This window comes from Xanthobacter autotrophicus, assembly GCF_005871085.1.
Lineage (GTDB): Bacteria > Pseudomonadota > Alphaproteobacteria > Rhizobiales > Xanthobacteraceae > Xanthobacter > Xanthobacter autotrophicus.
Genome location: NZ_VAUP01000004.1, coordinates 39,675 through 54,433, shown reverse-complemented (window position 1 = coordinate 54,433; position 14,759 = coordinate 39,675). Strand labels below are relative to the sequence as shown.

General features: G+C 67.1%; 12 protein-coding genes, 1 tRNA gene and 1 pseudogene. 6 read left to right on the top strand and 8 right to left on the bottom strand.

Annotated elements, in window-relative coordinates:
• Positions 1-157 precede the first annotated feature (157 nt).
• A complete protein-coding gene (locus FBQ73_RS01275) occupies positions 158-1,786 on the top strand; it encodes an ArnT family glycosyltransferase (protein WP_138397721.1) in 1,629 nt (542 codons plus the stop codon).
• A gap of 194 nt (positions 1,787-1,980) precedes the next feature.
• Here the strand turns inward: FBQ73_RS01275 and FBQ73_RS01270 are convergent, their stop codons facing one another.
• The 5 genes from FBQ73_RS01270 to FBQ73_RS01250 all read right to left on the bottom strand — a co-directional run bounded on the left by FBQ73_RS01270 (position 1,981) and on the right by FBQ73_RS01250 (position 8,709).
• A complete protein-coding gene (locus tag FBQ73_RS01270) occupies positions 1,981-3,411 on the bottom strand; it encodes an esterase-like activity of phytase family protein (protein ID WP_138397720.1) in 1,431 nt (476 codons plus the stop codon).
• 105 nt (positions 3,412-3,516) lie between these two features.
• The gene (locus tag FBQ73_RS01265; protein WP_138397719.1) at positions 3,517-4,515 is read right to left on the bottom strand and encodes a zinc transporter ZntB; all 999 of its coding nucleotides are present in this window, start codon (positions 4,513-4,515) and stop codon (positions 3,517-3,519) included.
• A 153-nt stretch (positions 4,516-4,668) separates the two neighbouring features.
• Positions 4,669-6,084 carry a M20/M25/M40 family metallo-hydrolase gene (locus tag FBQ73_RS01260; protein WP_392567211.1) on the bottom strand — a complete coding sequence of 472 codons (1,416 nt, stop codon included), beginning with the start codon at positions 6,082-6,084 and terminating at the stop codon, positions 4,669-4,671.
• 272 nt (positions 6,085-6,356) lie between these two features.
• On the bottom strand, positions 6,357-6,791 hold the full coding sequence (locus FBQ73_RS01255) for an ANTAR domain-containing protein (protein WP_138397718.1): 435 nt from the start codon (positions 6,789-6,791) through the stop codon (positions 6,357-6,359).
• A 205-nt stretch (positions 6,792-6,996) separates the two neighbouring features.
• Positions 6,997-8,709 carry a helicase HerA-like C-terminal domain-containing protein gene (locus tag FBQ73_RS01250; protein WP_138397717.1) on the bottom strand — a complete coding sequence of 571 codons (1,713 nt, stop codon included), beginning with the start codon at positions 8,707-8,709 and terminating at the stop codon, positions 6,997-6,999.
• Positions 8,710-8,961: 252 nt separating this feature from the next.
• Here FBQ73_RS01250 and FBQ73_RS01245 point away from each other — a divergent pair, with 252 nt between their 5' ends.
• From FBQ73_RS01245 to FBQ73_RS01225, 5 genes and pseudogenes are all read left to right on the top strand, one after another.
• Positions 8,962-9,342, top strand: coding sequence for a hypothetical protein (locus FBQ73_RS01245; RefSeq protein ID WP_138397716.1), 381 nt, complete (start codon positions 8,962-8,964; stop codon positions 9,340-9,342).
• An 81-nt stretch (positions 9,343-9,423) separates the two neighbouring features.
• On the top strand, positions 9,424-9,831 hold the full coding sequence (locus tag FBQ73_RS01240) for a DUF4332 domain-containing protein (RefSeq protein WP_138397715.1): 408 nt from the start codon (positions 9,424-9,426) through the stop codon (positions 9,829-9,831).
• A gap of 231 nt (positions 9,832-10,062) precedes the next feature.
• A tRNA-Thr gene (locus FBQ73_RS01235) sits at positions 10,063-10,138 on the top strand.
• Positions 10,139-10,487: 349 nt separating this feature from the next.
• Positions 10,488-10,928 (top strand): hypothetical protein, encoded by a 441-nt coding sequence (locus FBQ73_RS01230; protein ID WP_138397714.1) that lies wholly within the window; start codon positions 10,488-10,490, stop codon positions 10,926-10,928.
• 96 nt (positions 10,929-11,024) lie between these two features.
• Positions 11,025-11,471: pseudogene (locus FBQ73_RS01225) on the top strand (ABC transporter ATP-binding protein); the annotation flags it as partial.
• Between the two features lie 231 nt (positions 11,472-11,702).
• Here FBQ73_RS01225 and FBQ73_RS01220 read toward each other — a convergent pair.
• Genes FBQ73_RS01220 through FBQ73_RS01210 form a run of 3 tightly spaced genes read right to left on the bottom strand, consistent with a single transcriptional unit; the run spans position 11,703 to position 14,756 of the window.
• On the bottom strand, positions 11,703-13,079 hold the full coding sequence (locus FBQ73_RS01220; protein WP_138397712.1) for an amidase family protein: 1,377 nt from the start codon (positions 13,077-13,079) through the stop codon (positions 11,703-11,705).
• Complete coding sequence (locus FBQ73_RS01215) at positions 13,072-13,920, bottom strand: ABC transporter ATP-binding protein (RefSeq protein ID WP_138397711.1); 849 nt, start codon at positions 13,918-13,920, stop codon at positions 13,072-13,074. Before FBQ73_RS01215 ends, FBQ73_RS01220 begins: the two co-directional genes overlap by 8 nt.
• On the bottom strand, positions 13,917-14,756 hold the full coding sequence (locus FBQ73_RS01210; protein ID WP_138397710.1) for an ABC transporter permease: 840 nt from the start codon (positions 14,754-14,756) through the stop codon (positions 13,917-13,919). Before FBQ73_RS01210 ends, FBQ73_RS01215 begins: the two co-directional genes overlap by 4 nt.
• Positions 14,757-14,759 lie beyond the last annotated feature (3 nt).

The window sequence follows — 14,759 nt, the reverse complement described above, 5'->3', positions numbered from 1 at the left end:
ATAATTTTGTTGCGATTGGACGCTACTCCATCTTAGCTGTGACGCGCCTCATCGGCTGCGGTAGGATAATACGCCTACCCGAAGAATAAGGAAGCATTCGGCTTCAACCGGTGGGTGTGCACAGGAAGATTTGGTCGTCCGTCGGGGTCCTCCTTTCATGTCGTTCCTAGAGATCGATCGTCGGCCAGGCGCGGTTGCGGATGCCTGCGCCGTCATCCTGCTTGCGGCCGTAACCGTCATCGCTGCCCTCACCTTCTCCGATTACGGGCTAGGCTGGGATGACTTCACCCATTCCCAGTACGGCGATCTGCTGTACAATTACTTTTCTTCAGGTCTGACGCAGCGGAAGGTCTTTTCCTTCGTCAACCTGTATTATTATGGCGGCGGCTTCGATCTGCTCGCCGCCACCCTCGCCAAGGCCATGCCCTTCGTCGACGTGTTCGACATCCGCCGCCTTTTGGGCGCGCTGGTGGGCGTCGGCGGCTTCTTCATCGTCTGGCGCACCGGGCGCCGCCTCGCCGGCCCCTGGGGCGGCTTCGCGGCGATGGCGCTGCTGATGATCTGCCCACTATTCTACGGGCATATCTTCATGAACGTGAAGGACGCGCCCTTCGCCGTGGCCGTCGCCGGCGTGCTCTACGCGACGGTGCGGGCCTTTGACGAATTCCCCAATCCCTCCCCGCGTACGGTCACCCTGTTCGGCCTCTCTCTCGGCCTTGCCATCGGCACCCGGGTGATGGGGCTGATGTGCGGCGTCTATATCCTTGCCGCCATCGGCTTCCTGGCCATCACGGAGGCCCGCCATCTGGGCCTGAAGGTGGCGCTGAAGCGCAGCCTCGGCTTCACCGGCCTGCTCGCCCTCGGCCTGCCCCTCGCCTATTTCGTGCTGGGCATCCTGTGGCCCTGGGGTGTGGCTGAGCCGCTCAACCCCCTTGTGGCACTGAAATATTATTCCAACTTCTGGGAAGTGCCCTGGCGCGAGATGTTCGAGGGTCGGCCGATCCTCGTCCCCGATATGCCGCGCTCCTATGTGCCCACGCTGTTCTCGGTGCAGATGCCGGAACTGTTCCTGGGCCTTGCCCTGGCCGGTGCTGCAGGCGCCGTGGTGTCGGCCCTGTTCGGCAAGGACACGCCGGCCAAGCGCGCCCGGCTGGTGCTGGTTGTCACCGCCGCCTTCTTCCCCGTGCTGCTCACGGTGACGGCGCGACCGGTGGTCTATAACGGCATCCGCCACTTCGTGTTCGTGACGCCGGCCCTGGCCCTGCTCGGCGGTATCGCCGCCGCCTGGCTTTGGGAGAAGGCGCAGCGCTTGCCGCGCCTTGCCCGCGGCGCCGTGGCGGCCGCCTTCCTGGTGGGCCTCGCCATGCCAGCGGCGGCTTTCCGCAACCTGCACCCCTATGAATACACTTACTACAACCACATGGCCGGCGGCATCCAGGGCGCCGACAGCAAGTTCATGCTCGATTACTGGGGCCTCGCCTTCAAGCAGGCGACCGAAGAGCTGGACGAATATGTGGAACAGCACCGCCGGTCCCTGCCCCAGGGCCGCAAGCTGCGGGTGGCGGTGTGCGGGCCCTATTTCGCTGCGGCAGCCGAACTCGGCCCCCGCTACGAAACCACCTATGACAGCAGCAACGCGGACTTCTATCTGCGCCTCGGCGAGTTCTACTGCGCCGATGTGAAGGCGCCGACCCTGGTCAAGATCGAGCGGGAAGGCGTCACCTACGCCACTGTCTTTGATGTGCGCGGCCGGCCCTTCCCCAGCGTGTTCGCCGCCGGCCAATAGGCGAGCGGGGATCCCCGAACGATGAAGGCCGGGCACTCAGGTGCCCGGCCTTCATCGTTTGCGAGCCATCATCCGGCTTGAGCGCGGGGGCTAAAACGATCGCCGGTGAGATGGTCTCACCCGCCATCGCTCAAGCCCGAGCGGCGTTCGAGCGTAGCCTGATTGACCTCAGTCGAAGACCGAGGCCGAAAGGCTCAGTTGCCCTTCAGCAGTTCCGGCACCGAAAGGAGGACGAACTCGTTGTCGTCGTTCTTCTGCGGGCTGCGGCCGGCGGAGTACGGCAGGTTGTTGTCGTTGCCCACCACGATCTCGGTGGGGCTCACCATCACCACGTTCTCGATGGTGAAGAAGGGCATGTCGAGCACGCCCTCGGTGCCGCCCTGGCGCGCCTTGCCGTTGGGATCCTTGATGGCCAGCAGGTCGATATAGCCCACCTTGCGCACCAGCTGACCGGCGGTCTCGGGGGAGAACTCCACCTTGTAGACGCGCTTGAACTTGGCGGGCTTGTCGAAGCAGGTCGGCTCCACCTTGCTCTCGGCGCAGGCCTTGAAGCGCGAGCCCTCCAGGCTGTCGCGCTCGATGATGAGGCCGTGGGTGTCGTCAATCATGTTGAAGTCGCCGATGGCGTTGCCGGCCACCGCCAGCGGGTATTTCCAGGACCGGCCGGTCCAGTCGCGCTTGGCGATGTCGAACTCGACGATGCGCAGCACCTCGCTCTCGCCCACCTTCTCCTTGCCGCCGGCGGCCGCATCGAACAGCGGGCCTTCGAGCAGGGCGTAGAGCTTGGTCTTGTCGGGCGACATTGCCATGCCCTCGAAGCCCTTGGAGCGATAGACGTTGAACGCCACCTTGCCGTCCGGCGCAGAGGGGGTGCTGACCGCCGGATGGTCGGGCGAGCGGGCCGGCTTGCCGTCCACCTTGGTCTCGAACACGCCCTTCACCTTGCCGGCAAGGTCGGTCTCGACGAGGAAGGGGCCGAACTCCTCGCCGAACCAGATGCTGTCGCCCACCACCTGGATCGATTCGAGGTCAAAGTCGGCACCGGTGAGATAGCGCTTCTCGGTGCCCTCCATGACGATGGGATAGGGCACCTTCCGATCCGGGTCATGCAGGAAGATGGTGGCGAGCCGCTCGATCTTGCCGTCCTTGAAGTCCATCTTCAGGCGGTGGGCCATCAGCATGGCGTCGGGCGAATTGGCCTTGGAGCCGAAGCCGTTATCGGTGAGCACCCAGAACCGGCCGTCGCCTTCCGAGACGATGCCGGAGAAGCCCTGCACCGGCTGCCCCTCGAACGGCAGGGACAGTCCGGTCTCGCGCGGGGCGGCCTTGTCGGAGAGGACGCTGACGCCCTTCACGCTGCCCACCTGGTCGATGCGCTTGCGGTCGGCATTGGTGAATTTGCCGGAGGTCTTCAGATCGGCCGGCGCATCCGCGGGCGCGGGCACGAAGCTGGCGGCGGGCAGCACCGCCTGTCCCACCAGGGTCGCCGGATAGGCCGAGCCTTCCGCTGAAACAGCCTTGTCAGATGCCACCTTATCCTGGGCGAAGCCGGGCGTGGCGAGGGCGACGCCGGCGAGCAGCACGAGGGCAAACGATTTCAGGGTAAACGATTTCACGGTGCGCATGGGGAAAGCCTCCCGAGGGTCCGATGCGCACACCACCTGCCGCGCAAGCGTTGACGGCCCAGCGACAGGCCGACGACACTTCCGTAACGTTCAGCTATTGCGGCCTCAGATCCACTTCAGCTTCCGGAACAGCCACAGCAGGATGAAGCCCAGCACCAGCATGGCGATGGCCAGTGCCCAGAAAGCCTCGGGATCCGAATTGCCGGGAATGCCGCCCACATTCATGCCGAACATGCCGGAAATCAGCGTCATGGGGGCGAACACCACGGTCACCACGGCGAGCACGAGCATGGACTTGTTCATCTGCTCGGCCCGGGTATCCACCATTTGCTCGCGGATGATGCCGGCGCGCTCGCGCACGCTGTCCAGCTCCTCGGCGAAGCGCGTCACCCGGTCGGCGGCGTCGCGTAAGCGGTTCCTGTCCTTCGGCCCCATCCAGGGGTCGTCTTCCAGGGCGAAATGGTTGAGCGCCTCGCGCTGGGGCGCGATGTGACGGCGCAGCTTGATGGCCACCCGGCGCAGGATGGCGATCTTCGGCAGCATCTCGGAGGCGACGACGGACAGCACCGCGTCTTCCAGCTCGTCCGCCTCGTCGATCAACTTGTCCACCACCGCATCCACCCGCTCCACGAGACGCGTGGACAGGTCGGCCACGAACTCGCCCTGCGAACGCGGGCAGCGGCCACGGGCGAGCGCGTCCTCGAAATCCGCGATGGCGGAAAGGAAATCGTGCTGCACCGAAAGCACGCGCCGCGCATCCACCCACAGATGCACGGTGATCAGCTCTTCCGGCAGGGCATTGCGCTGCAAATTGATACCGCGCAGGGACAAGAGCGAGCCTTCCGCGAACATGGCGCAGCGCGGCCGGCAATCATCCTCGGCGATGGACTCCACCACCGAGGGGTCAAGGCTGCTCTCCTGCCGCAGCCAGGTCTGTGGCGCGCGTGGCAGATAGCGGAAATGCAGCCAGATGAAGCCGCCGCCTTCCGGCGCCGGTTCCACCAGCGCCCGATCGAGTGGCAGACGGGTTGCACCGCCCCGGCCGTCAAATTGCCAGGCTGAGAGCAGGCCTTCGGCATCCATCTTGGGCGCAGGGCGTTCCATGGGGGGCGTCCTTGGGGCGTCTGAAGGCTACGTCTGGCGCATCCTTGGGGGGCATTCCGCCGATCTGGCCCGGCCTTCCTCGCACGATTGCGCGCCGCACAAAAGTGGGCGCGCAACGTCAGGTGCAAGAGATCGGAACCATGACCATTAGCCTCAGGCGAGGGCGTTAAGAATGCGCACCCAGCTGCGGGTGCCCTTGTGGAATGACGTGAGGTCGTATTTCTCGTTGGGGGAATGTACCCGATCGTCATCAAGTCCGAAGCCGATGAGCAGGGTGTCGACCCCCAAAAGGTCCTTGAACTGGCCCACCACGGGAATCGACCCGCCCGAGCCGACGGTGACCGGTGCGACGCCCCACTCCGCTGAAAGGGCTGCGGCGGCACGGGAGAGGTCCGGGCTCTCCGGCGGCACCAGGAAGGCGCGAGCGCCCTCGCCCCAGGTGAAGACGGCTTCGCAATCCGCCGGCACCCGCGCGGCGACGAAGGCCTCGAAGCCGGCGCGGATCGTCGCCGGGTCCTGGTCCGCCACCAGCCGGAACGAGATCTTGGCGGTGGCCCGCGCGGGAATGATGGTCTTGGTGCCGGCGCCGGTATAGCCGCCGAACATGCCGTTCACCTCGAAGGTGGGCCGCGACTGGATCTGCTCGATGACCAGTCGGTCGCTCTCGCCTGCGGCAATCCCAAGGCCCACCGGATTAAGGAAAGCCTCGGCGGTGAGGCCGAGGCTTTCCCAGCGCTGGCGCACCTCGGCGGGCATCTCGCGCACGTCGTCGTAGAAGCCCGGCAGCGTCACCCGGCCGGACGCATCATGGGCGTCGGCGATGAGGCCTGCCAGCACATGGATAGGGTTGCGCGCCGCTCCGCCGAACAGGCCGGAGTGCAGGTCCCGGTCAGCGCCCACGATGGTCAGCTCGGTATGGAGAATGCCGCGCAGCGCCGTGGTGATGGAGGGCGTCCTGGGGTCCCACATGCCGGTGTCGCAGACCAGGGCAAGGTCGGCGGAAAGCTCGGAGGCGTGGGCCGCGAGGAAGGCCGGCAGGTTGGGCGAGCCGCACTCCTCCTCCCCCTCCAGCAGCACGGTGACATCCACCGGCGCGCCGGTCCCGGACGATTTGAAGGCGCGCAAGGCCTCAAGGAAGGTCAGCACCTGCCCCTTGTCGTCGCAGGCGCCGCGGGCAACGATGGTCTTGCGGCCGTCCGGCGTCGCGCCAAGGCGCGGCTCGAACGGCGGGGTCTCCCACAGGCTCAGCGGGTCCACCGGCTGCACGTCGTAATGGCCGTAGAACAGCACCCGACGCGGCGCCCCCGTGTCGGTGCGGGCAACCACCACCGGATGGCCGGGCGTCGGGTGAACCGTGGCGGCGAAGCCGAGCGCGCGCAATTCGCCAGCCGCCCATTCCGCAGCTTGCGCGCAGGCCGCCTTGTGGGCGGGATCCGTGGAGATGGACGCGATCTTCAAAAAATCGAACAGCCGCGCGAGCGCGGTGTCCAGCCCGTCGTCGACGGCCTTGAGGGTTGCATCAAGCTGCGCTGCATTGAGGCGCATCGCGTCGAGGGTTTCATCCGCCATCAGGGCCTCCGTCGCGGGCCATGCCCGGCCCGGAATCGCGACGGATGCTGGCTTCCTCACACGCTTCTGGCAAGACGCCATCATGGGAGAGCCCCCTGCACGGGGAAGCCCTGACCGGCAGGATATCATGGTGGACAAGATATCACGGCGGACATGACACGCCGCGCCCCGTTGAGTTGGGGCGGCGCACCAGAATCGGGCACCAGCCGGATTTGGTCCGGCTGATGCGAAGATCTCGTCTTAAGCGAAAAACGCGATCACCGGCGGGAAGATCAGCCGGCGCTGACGAGGTCCCCGGTCGGCTGCGCAACGGCGGCTAGAGCCGGACGCGCCAGCCGGCGTGCGCGTTGCATCACCGAGCCGATTCGTCGGTAGAGCAGCCGCGGCGCGAGCGGCGCGCCAAGCGCGGCGTCATAGCCGGCACGGCTTGCGGCCCGCACGAGAAGCTGGGCCGGGACTTCCGCGATGAGCACGGCAGGAATGCCGGCCCCGAAGCGGAAGGGATTGGCAGGAGCATCCTCTGGATCATCCACCTGAACGACGAGCACGTCCGCCGATCCCAGAACTGCGGGATCAGTCACTTCGTCGAACGCAGCGACCTCGCGCACTGATCCCACGCCGAGCGCGGTCAGGGCGGCTTTGGTCGCAAGGCGACGTTCCATATGGGAATCAACCAGAAGAATGCGGGCGATCGGCAACACCTTCATGAGGCGCTCCAAGTCGAGGCGCGCCGGAGAAGATTCCGCCTGAAGGGCAGGGCTCTGGCACGCGCGTTGAGCAGCTCCCCAGTGCGACCCCGCAATCCCACTGGAATACCATGATTATACCGCCTGGAGCGCACCAAAGCAACAGAATACGTTTCCCGACCTCCTGAACGGCACAAAATGTCGTTCAAACCCGCGCGGCTACGCCTTAGCGACGGATGGAGCCGAGGATGCCGCGCAGGATGGCCCGGCCGAGTCCCGAGGCCACGGTTCGTGCCACCTGATTCACCACGACCTCGGTGGTGGTCATGCGGGTGCTGGCCCGGCCGCCGCTGCGCGCCGTGCCGGAAGGCGCCTTGCCGGCGGATGCACCTGTGCCAAGCACGCTGTCGAGCACCCCGCCGAGAAAGCCACCGCCATCGGAAGCCGCGGCCTCCTGCGGGGCAGCCTTCTCCTCGATGCGCTTCTGCAACATCTCGAACGCCGATTCGCGATCGATGGGCGCATCATAGATGTGTCCCACCGGGCTCCCGGCCATGACCGCCGCGCGCTCGTCCGCGCTCAGCGGACCGATGCGGCCGGAGGGCGGGCGGATGAGGGTGCGCTCCACCATGGAAGGCACGCCATTGCCCTCCAGCATGGACACCAGCGCCTCGCCCTTGCCCAGTTCCATGATGACCTGTGCGGTGTCGAGATCGGGATTGGGCCGGAAGGTCTCGGCCGCGGCCTTCACCGCCTTCTGGTCGCGGGGGGTGAAAGCGCGCAAGGCATGCTGAACCCGGTTGCCGAGCTGGGCGAGCACGCTCTCGGGAATGTCCAGTGGGTTCTGCGAGACGAAATAAACGCCAACGCCCTTGGAGCGGATGAGACGGACCACCTGCTCCACCTTGTCGAGCAGCGCCTTGGGCGCCTCGTCGAACAGGAGGTGCGCCTCGTCGAAGAAGAAGACAAGCTTCGGCTTGTCCGGGTCGCCCACCTCGGGCAGACGCTCGAAGAGTTCGGACAGAAGCCACAGCAGGAAGCAGGCATAGAGCCGCGGCGCGCCCATCAGCTTGTCCGCCGCCAGCACCGAGATGGTGCCATAGCCCGAGCGGTCCACCCGCATGAGGTCGGCGATGTTCAGGGCTGGCTCGCCGAAGAACTTGTCCGCCCCCTGATTTTCCAGAACCAGCAGTTGGCGCTGTATGGCCCCGACGCTCTGGGTGGAGACGTTGCCATACTTGGCGGTGAGGGTGGCGGCGCTCTGGGCCACCTCGGCCAGCATCGCTCTGAGATCCTTCAGGTCGAGGATCGGCAGGCCCTGCTCGTCGGCCAGGCGGAACACGATGTTGAGCACGCCCTCCTGGGTGTCGTTGAGGCCCATGAGGCGCGCGAGAAGCAGCGGCCCCATCTCCGACACGGTGGCACGGATGGGGTGGCCCTGCTCGCCGAAAAGGTCCCAGAAGATCACCGGGAAGCTGTCGGGGGTGTAGGTGAGCCCCACCTCGTGCGCCCGCTCGATGAGGAAGTCCTTGGCCACACCGAGGGCCGCCACGCCGGAGAGGTCGCCCTTGATGTCGGCGGCGAACACCGGCACCCCGGCCCGCGCGAATCCCTCCGCCAGGACCTGCAGCGTCACGGTCTTGCCGGTGCCGGTGGCGCCGGTCACCAGGCCGTGGCGGTTGGCGAGGCGCAAGGTGAGATATTCATCCTTGGCACTGGTGCCCGCCTTGGCGGCTTCGCTGCGGCCGAGGAAGCTGCGGCCCACCAGGATACGGCCGTCGCCTTCGCTCTGCACCGCCGGCCCCCAGGGATTGGCCTTCGGCTGGGCCGGCTCCGCAGAGGTCGGGGCCGCCGCGCCCGACGCCGGCACCTTGCCCGTTCGCGGGCCGGTGGCGGGGGTGCGGGTGGCGGGCGAGCGGCTGGAAGGGGTGCGTGCCATTCGGTACTCCTCGACGCGAGCCTCGCATCGGCGCATGCGGCAGCGACGAATCGCCGGATGCGGCCGGGGTCTCCTCAATCCGGAGTTTTCACCTGCCCCTGCCCGGCCGGCAAGCAAATTGAACCGGCGCCCCGGGCCGTCCCCTGCCCTGCATCCGGCCCGGACCCGCCCTTGCGTGCGGGCCCGGGCGCCTGCACTGTGCCGACCCGCCTGCCCGGCGATGCGGTGCAAGGCGCAGGCGAAGGAGCGTGCATGGACGATCTGGTCGCATACCTTCGGACGCGGCTCGACGTGGACGAGACCACGGCGCGCGCGGTGGTGGTCATCGTCATCCAGTTTCTCGGCAAGGAGGCGCCCGCCGACCTGCTCGCGCCCCTGTTCGCGGTGCATCCCTGGGCCGAAGCCCTGACAGCCGAGGCCCCCGAGGTGGACGTCACCGAACTTTCCGAGCGCCATTTCGGCGGAATGGCCCGCCTGATGCTGGTGGCCGACCGGATGATGGCCCACGGCCTCACCATGGCCCAGGTCCAGTTCGCGGTGCACGAGATCGTAGCCTATGCCCGCACGACAGTTGGCGAAGAGCCCGTGAATCGTCTGGTGCGTGCCGTCCCCGGCCTGCGGCAGGTGGTGTGACCGGCAGCGATTGACTCGGCCGCAGGTTGTGGCGTGATCTTACCCGCCGGCGCGCAAGCCGGCCGCGATAAGGGGAAACGCATGTCCTATCCGATTATCGACATCGAGGGCATCGGGGCGGTGTTCGCGGACAAGCTGAAGAGCGCCGGCATCACCACCACGGATGCTCTGCTGGAAAAGGCCAAGTCGCCCAAGGGTCGCAAGGAGCTTGCGGCCGCTACCGGTATCGACGAGAGCCGCATCCTCAAATGGGCCAACATGGCCGACCTGATGCGCATCAAGGGCGTGGGCGAGGAATATTCCGAGCTTCTGGAAGCCGCCGGCGTCGACACCGTGAAGGAGCTGAAGACGCGCGTTCCCGCCAACCTCACCAAGGCCCTGGCGGACGTGAACGCCCAGAAGAAGCTGGTGCGCGCCCTGCCCACCGCCAGCATGGTGGAGAAGTGGGTCGCGCAGGCCAAGGACCTGCCGTCGGTCCTCACCTATTGACGGAGTCGTCGGACCGGCTTGCTGCCGCCGATCCATACACCGTGCCCGCCGGAAGGGCTCCGTCCTCCGGCGGGCATCGCGCGCACACCGGCCCGCCTCCTTTCTGCCGCCGCGCCGCCCCCCTCGACGGAGCATCGCTGCCGAGCAGCGGAAGGCGGGCGTACACAGCGCGGCTTTGACGCAGAGAGGGCCTTGAAAACATCCCGCCCTACCCGTAAAGAGTGCCTCCGTGCCGCGGTAGCTCAGCTGGTAGAGCAACGCATTCGTAATGCGTGGGTCGGAGGTTCGAATCCTCTCCGCGGCACCACAAAATCAAAGGCTTATCTGGATTTTGCACTCTGCGACCGAGCCGCAGGCAAGCGCAATGTCCGCAAATGGCATGACACCGTCGGTTCTCCGCGCCGATTGATATGCGGTTGTGGCGCATCGAACGCACCCTGACGAGCCCGTCGTGTTCATAAGCTCGATTGCGGTCATGCTCGCCCTCAGCAGGCGCAGACACACCGCAGTTGCCACCAGCGCGGAAGGGGACAATCGAGCCCGGTCCACTTTCTGGCGGAAGATCAGCTGCCGTCCCCCGCTCTTCGCAGTACCTTTGCCCGCGGGCACGGGCGCCGCGCGCACCCTGGATCTGGGAGCCCAACCTCGACCAGATCGTGAAGAATGGCGGCGAGATCTTCCTCACCAGCGGCGAGATGGCAAAGCGCGGCTACCCCACGTGGGACGTGGGCGTCGTGATGAACGAATTCGCCGCCAAGTATCCCGATCAGGTGGTGGCCTATGTGAAGGCGGAGTGCGAGGGCATCGACTACTGGCTGAAGCATCCGAAGGAGACGGTGGACATCATCGCCAAGGAACTGTCCCTGCCGGCCGAGGATGCCGAGCGCATGATGAAGGGCACCACGATCGTGCCCTGCCCGGAGCAACTCACGAAGGACTATCTGGGCACGCCGGGCCAGATCGGCCAGTTCGCCGACACCGTGCTCGCTACCGCCACCTTCCTGAAGGACCAGGGACGGCTCCCGTCGGTGACGGTGCGCGCCGGCTATGCGGCCTTCATCGATCCGTCCTACCTCGTGAAGGCGCTCGGCAAATGAGCGCCTTCACGGAAGGCGCGCCGATGGCCGCGCCCGTCCCCGCGCCCTCGCACCTCGCCCCGCTGCCGGGGCGGGGAGGGCGCGGCCCGGCGCACCGTGGTGGAGCGCTTCGACCTTGACGTGGCACCGGGCGAATTCGTCTGCGTGCTCGGTCCGTCCGGCTGCGGCAAGTCCACGGTGCTCAATGCGGTAGCCGGATTCGTTCCGGCCGCGCGCGGGCTTCTGGAGGTGGATGGCGAAACCATCGCGGGGCAGGGTGCCGACCGGGGCATGGTCTTCCAGCAGGCGACGCTGTTTCCCTGGAAAAGCGTCCTGGACAACGTGGCCTTCGGTCCCCTGACGTCCAGCGGCAGTCCCGCCGCGGCGGAGCGTACGGCGCGCACCTTCCTGTCCCTCGTGGGCTTGTCGTCCTTCGAGAAACACTATCCGTCCGAGCTGTCCGGCGGCATGCAGCAGCGCGCTGGCATCGCGCGGGCGCTCGCCAATTATCCCCGGGTGCTGCTCATGGACGAGCCCTTCGGCGCCCTCGATGCCCAGACCCGGGCGGATCTGGCCAACAAGCGCGCGTGCTTCCCCCACATCCGCTCAGAGACCTTGAAGGCCTTCGCCCAGCAGCAGGGCGCCACCGTGCCGAGGTCATAATCAGCGCGGCAACACTGGCGACGCGGCTGGGCATCACCCTTCCGGCCGCCGCGCGCCAAGCCCGTGTGCAAAAGCCCGTGTGCCAAGCCCGGCACCGCCCCCAATCGGTCGAGCAGGGGCGGCGGCGCGCTTTCAGTCAGGCTGCAGGAACCGTGCGGCGAGGCCGGCGACCACGCCATCGCGTCCGGCGAGGCCGATAAAGCTGAGCGAGGACGGCAAGCCCGCGCGCGCCGGGGCGCCAGGCGCCGCCACGACACACAGATCCATGGGATTGACGAAATAGGTGTAGGCACCCATCGCCGCATTGCGCGTCATGGGATCGGCCAGCATCTCCTCGATGGTGTAGATGGTCGGCACCGTGGGCGTAACAAAAGCGGCATAATCGACGAGCGCGAGCTCGGCAGCGCGCTTAAGCTCGCGCATCCGATAGAGCGTCTCGAACGCCTCCTTGGCGGAATAGCCGCGTCCCGGCTCGATGGCGGCGAGCGCGGCGGGGTGGATGGCGTCGCGGTGGGCGGTGATCACCTCATCATATTCCACGAGACGCTCGGCCACGAGGGCGGACTGGAAAACCAGCCGGCCGGCCTCCTCGAATGGGGCGAAATCGATCTCGTCCAGCGTGAAACCGAGGCTCCGCAGGCGGTCGAGATTGGCGGCGAAGGCCGCCTCCGCCTCGACGTCGCCGAAGAAGCGCATCTGGTCGCGGCGCGGGATGACGAGGCGCATGGATGGCGCCGGGACCGGCGCGATCTGGATGTCGTCGGCATCGCGGCGGCTCCAGGGATCGAGCGGGTCGTAGCCGGCGATCAAGGCGAGGATCTCGCTCGCGTCCTCCACGTTGGCGGCGAAGATGGGAATGCAATCCAGCAGGCGGCTGTTGTAGACGGCGCCGCGCGTGCTCACGAGCCCCACCGTGGGCTTCATGCCGACGATGCCGTTGCAGGCGGCGGGAACGCGGCCCGATCCGCCGGTGTCGCTGCCGAGCGAGAAGGAGACGATGCCTGCCGCCACCGCCACCGCGGAGCCGGAACTGGACCCGCCGGGAATGAAGGCGGGGTCGATAGCGTTCCGGCACAGGGGATCGGGGCTGCGCGTGCCGTTCAGGCCCGTCGCGAACTGGTCCATGGTGTTCTTGCCGATGAGCACTGCACCCGCCGCCTCCAGCCGGGTGATGGCGAGCGCGCTCTCCTGCGGCATCAGCGCGACGACCGGACAATTGAGCGTGGTCGCCATGCCAGCGACATGCAGATTGTCCTTCACCGCGAAGGTGAGGCCGAGCAGCGGCAGATGTTCACCTGCGGCGGCGCGGGCCGCGGCGGCGGCAGCGTTTCGCTCAACCACGTCGCGGGGCACGAGCGCGGTGAAGATGCCGTCCCCCGCGGCGGCCTGCGCGCGATCCGCCGCCGCGAGCGCCAGCGCGACCGGATCTGCACCGTCCGCAAGCGCTGCGCGCGCCGTCGCGAAGCCGTCGCGCGCGGGGCGGGCCTTGGCGGCAACGATATCAAGCATCAGTGTTCCCTTCGAAAGCCTTCTGGCTCTGCTGGCGGATAAGATCGAGACATTCCCGGCGGAGCGCCTGGAAATCGGCGCCCAGAGTCGTCTCGATGGTGCGTGGCCGCGGAATGTCCACGGCCACGTCACGGATGATCCGGCCGGGGCCCGCCGACATGACCAGAACCCGGTCCGCCAGCAGCACGGCCTCGTCGATGTCGTGGGTGACGAAGAGGATGGTCGTGTCCAGCTGCGCCCACAGCCGGAGCAGGCTTTCCTGCATCACCGACCGGGTCTGGGCGTCGAGAGCGCCGAACGGCTCGTCCATCAGGAGAATGCCCGGCCGGTTGGCCAGCGCCCGGGCGATGGCGACGCGCTGCTGCATGCCACCAGAGAGGGTATGCGGCAGAGCGTTGGCGGAGCGGGTGAGGCCGACCATCTCGATCAGCTCGTCGGCGATGGCGCCGGCCTCGGCACGGGACTTGCCGGCCATGCGCGGGCCGTGCGCCACGTTCGCCTTCACCGACTTCCACGGGAACAGACGGGGCTGCTGGAAGACCACGCCGCGATCCGGTCCAGGCCCGGTCACGGACTTTCCGGCCACAACCACCTCGCCCTCATATGGGCTCTCGAAACCGGCGACGGCGTTGAGCAGGGTGGACTTGCCACATCCCGAAGGTCCCAGCAGGCAGATGAACTCGCCCCGGCGCACCTGGAACGAGACACGGTCCACAGCGGGCACGAGTTCGCCGCCGTCGCGCTCGAAGGCGATGGTGACATCGCGGACGTCTATCTCGACCTCGCCGGTCTGGCGCAGCGGGATAGGCGCGGGCTTGCGGATCATGGAGATGATGCTCATCGCCACCACACCAGCCGCTGCGCCAGCATCGCAAAGCAGCGATCGGCGATGAAGGAGATCAGCCCCAGCGCGGCCAGGCCGGCGAAGACAAGCCCGGTCTGCATGTTCTGCTGGGCCAGCTGGATGCGATAGAAGATGCCGGCGAAGGCCCCCGCCAGCTCGGCCGCCACCAGCGTGTAGAAGGAAATTCCGACCGCCGTGCGCAGCCCGACCACGATGAAGGGCAGCGCGCTGAGCAGCACCACCTCGCCGACCAGCCTGCGCCGTGGCGTGCCCAGCATCTGGGCGGCGCGCACCAGCCCCTGGTCCACCTTCTGAACGCCGAGATGGGTGGAGAGCCAGACGGTGAAGAAGACGCCCCAGACGATCAGGAAGACCTTGCCGCTCTCCGACAATCCGAACCACAGGATGACGATGGAAACGAAGGCGATGGGCGGGATGGGCCGCAACACCTGGAACAGCGGGCCGAGCAGGCCGGAGAAGAAGGCCGAGCGCCCGGTGAGCAGGCCGCATCCCACTCCGACGATGGAGCCGACCACGTAGCCGGTGGCGACCCGTTTCAGGCTCGCTGCCAGGTCTTGGGCGAACTCGCCGCTCGCCACCCACTCCATCGCCGCCCGCGCCACCACGGTGGGCGCGGGGAAGAGGATTGGATTGACGATCTTTGCCTGCGCGATCAGCTGCCATAGCAGCAGGAACAGGGGGATGGAGACGAGGCCCACGGCCATATTGAGCCGTTGGCGCAGCCGGGCATCGCGCCGCCGCTTAGCCCCCGAAGCAGCCAGCGAGCCTGCCGCGCGTGGCGGAACGACCGCCGAGGTGGATATGTCCGCCATGAC

What these genes read in the sequence shown, in the direction of transcription:
- FBQ73_RS01240 (WP_138397715.1), top strand. Translation starts at nt 9,424, where the DNA reads ATGTCCTATCCGATTATCGACATCGAGGGCATCGGGGCGGTGTTCGCG.
- FBQ73_RS01260 (WP_392567211.1), bottom strand. Translation starts at nt 6,084, where the DNA reads ATGGCGGATGAAACCCTCGACGCGATGCGCCTCAATGCAGCGCAGCTT.
- FBQ73_RS01215 (WP_138397711.1), bottom strand. Translation starts at nt 13,920, where the DNA reads ATGAGCATCATCTCCATGATCCGCAAGCCCGCGCCTATCCCGCTGCGC.
- FBQ73_RS01270 (WP_138397720.1), bottom strand. Translation starts at nt 3,411, where the DNA reads ATGCGCACCGTGAAATCGTTTACCCTGAAATCGTTTGCCCTCGTGCTG.
- FBQ73_RS01255 (WP_138397718.1), bottom strand. Translation starts at nt 6,791, where the DNA reads ATGAAGGTGTTGCCGATCGCCCGCATTCTTCTGGTTGATTCCCATATG.
- FBQ73_RS01265 (WP_138397719.1), bottom strand. Translation starts at nt 4,515, where the DNA reads ATGGAACGCCCTGCGCCCAAGATGGATGCCGAAGGCCTGCTCTCAGCC.
- FBQ73_RS01220 (WP_138397712.1), bottom strand. Translation starts at nt 13,079, where the DNA reads ATGCTTGATATCGTTGCCGCCAAGGCCCGCCCCGCGCGCGACGGCTTC.
- FBQ73_RS01275 (WP_138397721.1), top strand. Translation starts at nt 158, where the DNA reads ATGTCGTTCCTAGAGATCGATCGTCGGCCAGGCGCGGTTGCGGATGCC.
- FBQ73_RS01245 (WP_138397716.1), top strand. Translation starts at nt 8,962, where the DNA reads ATGGACGATCTGGTCGCATACCTTCGGACGCGGCTCGACGTGGACGAG.
- FBQ73_RS01250 (WP_138397717.1), bottom strand. Translation starts at nt 8,709, where the DNA reads ATGGCACGCACCCCTTCCAGCCGCTCGCCCGCCACCCGCACCCCCGCC.
- FBQ73_RS01210 (WP_138397710.1), bottom strand. Translation starts at nt 14,756, where the DNA reads ATGGCGGACATATCCACCTCGGCGGTCGTTCCGCCACGCGCGGCAGGC.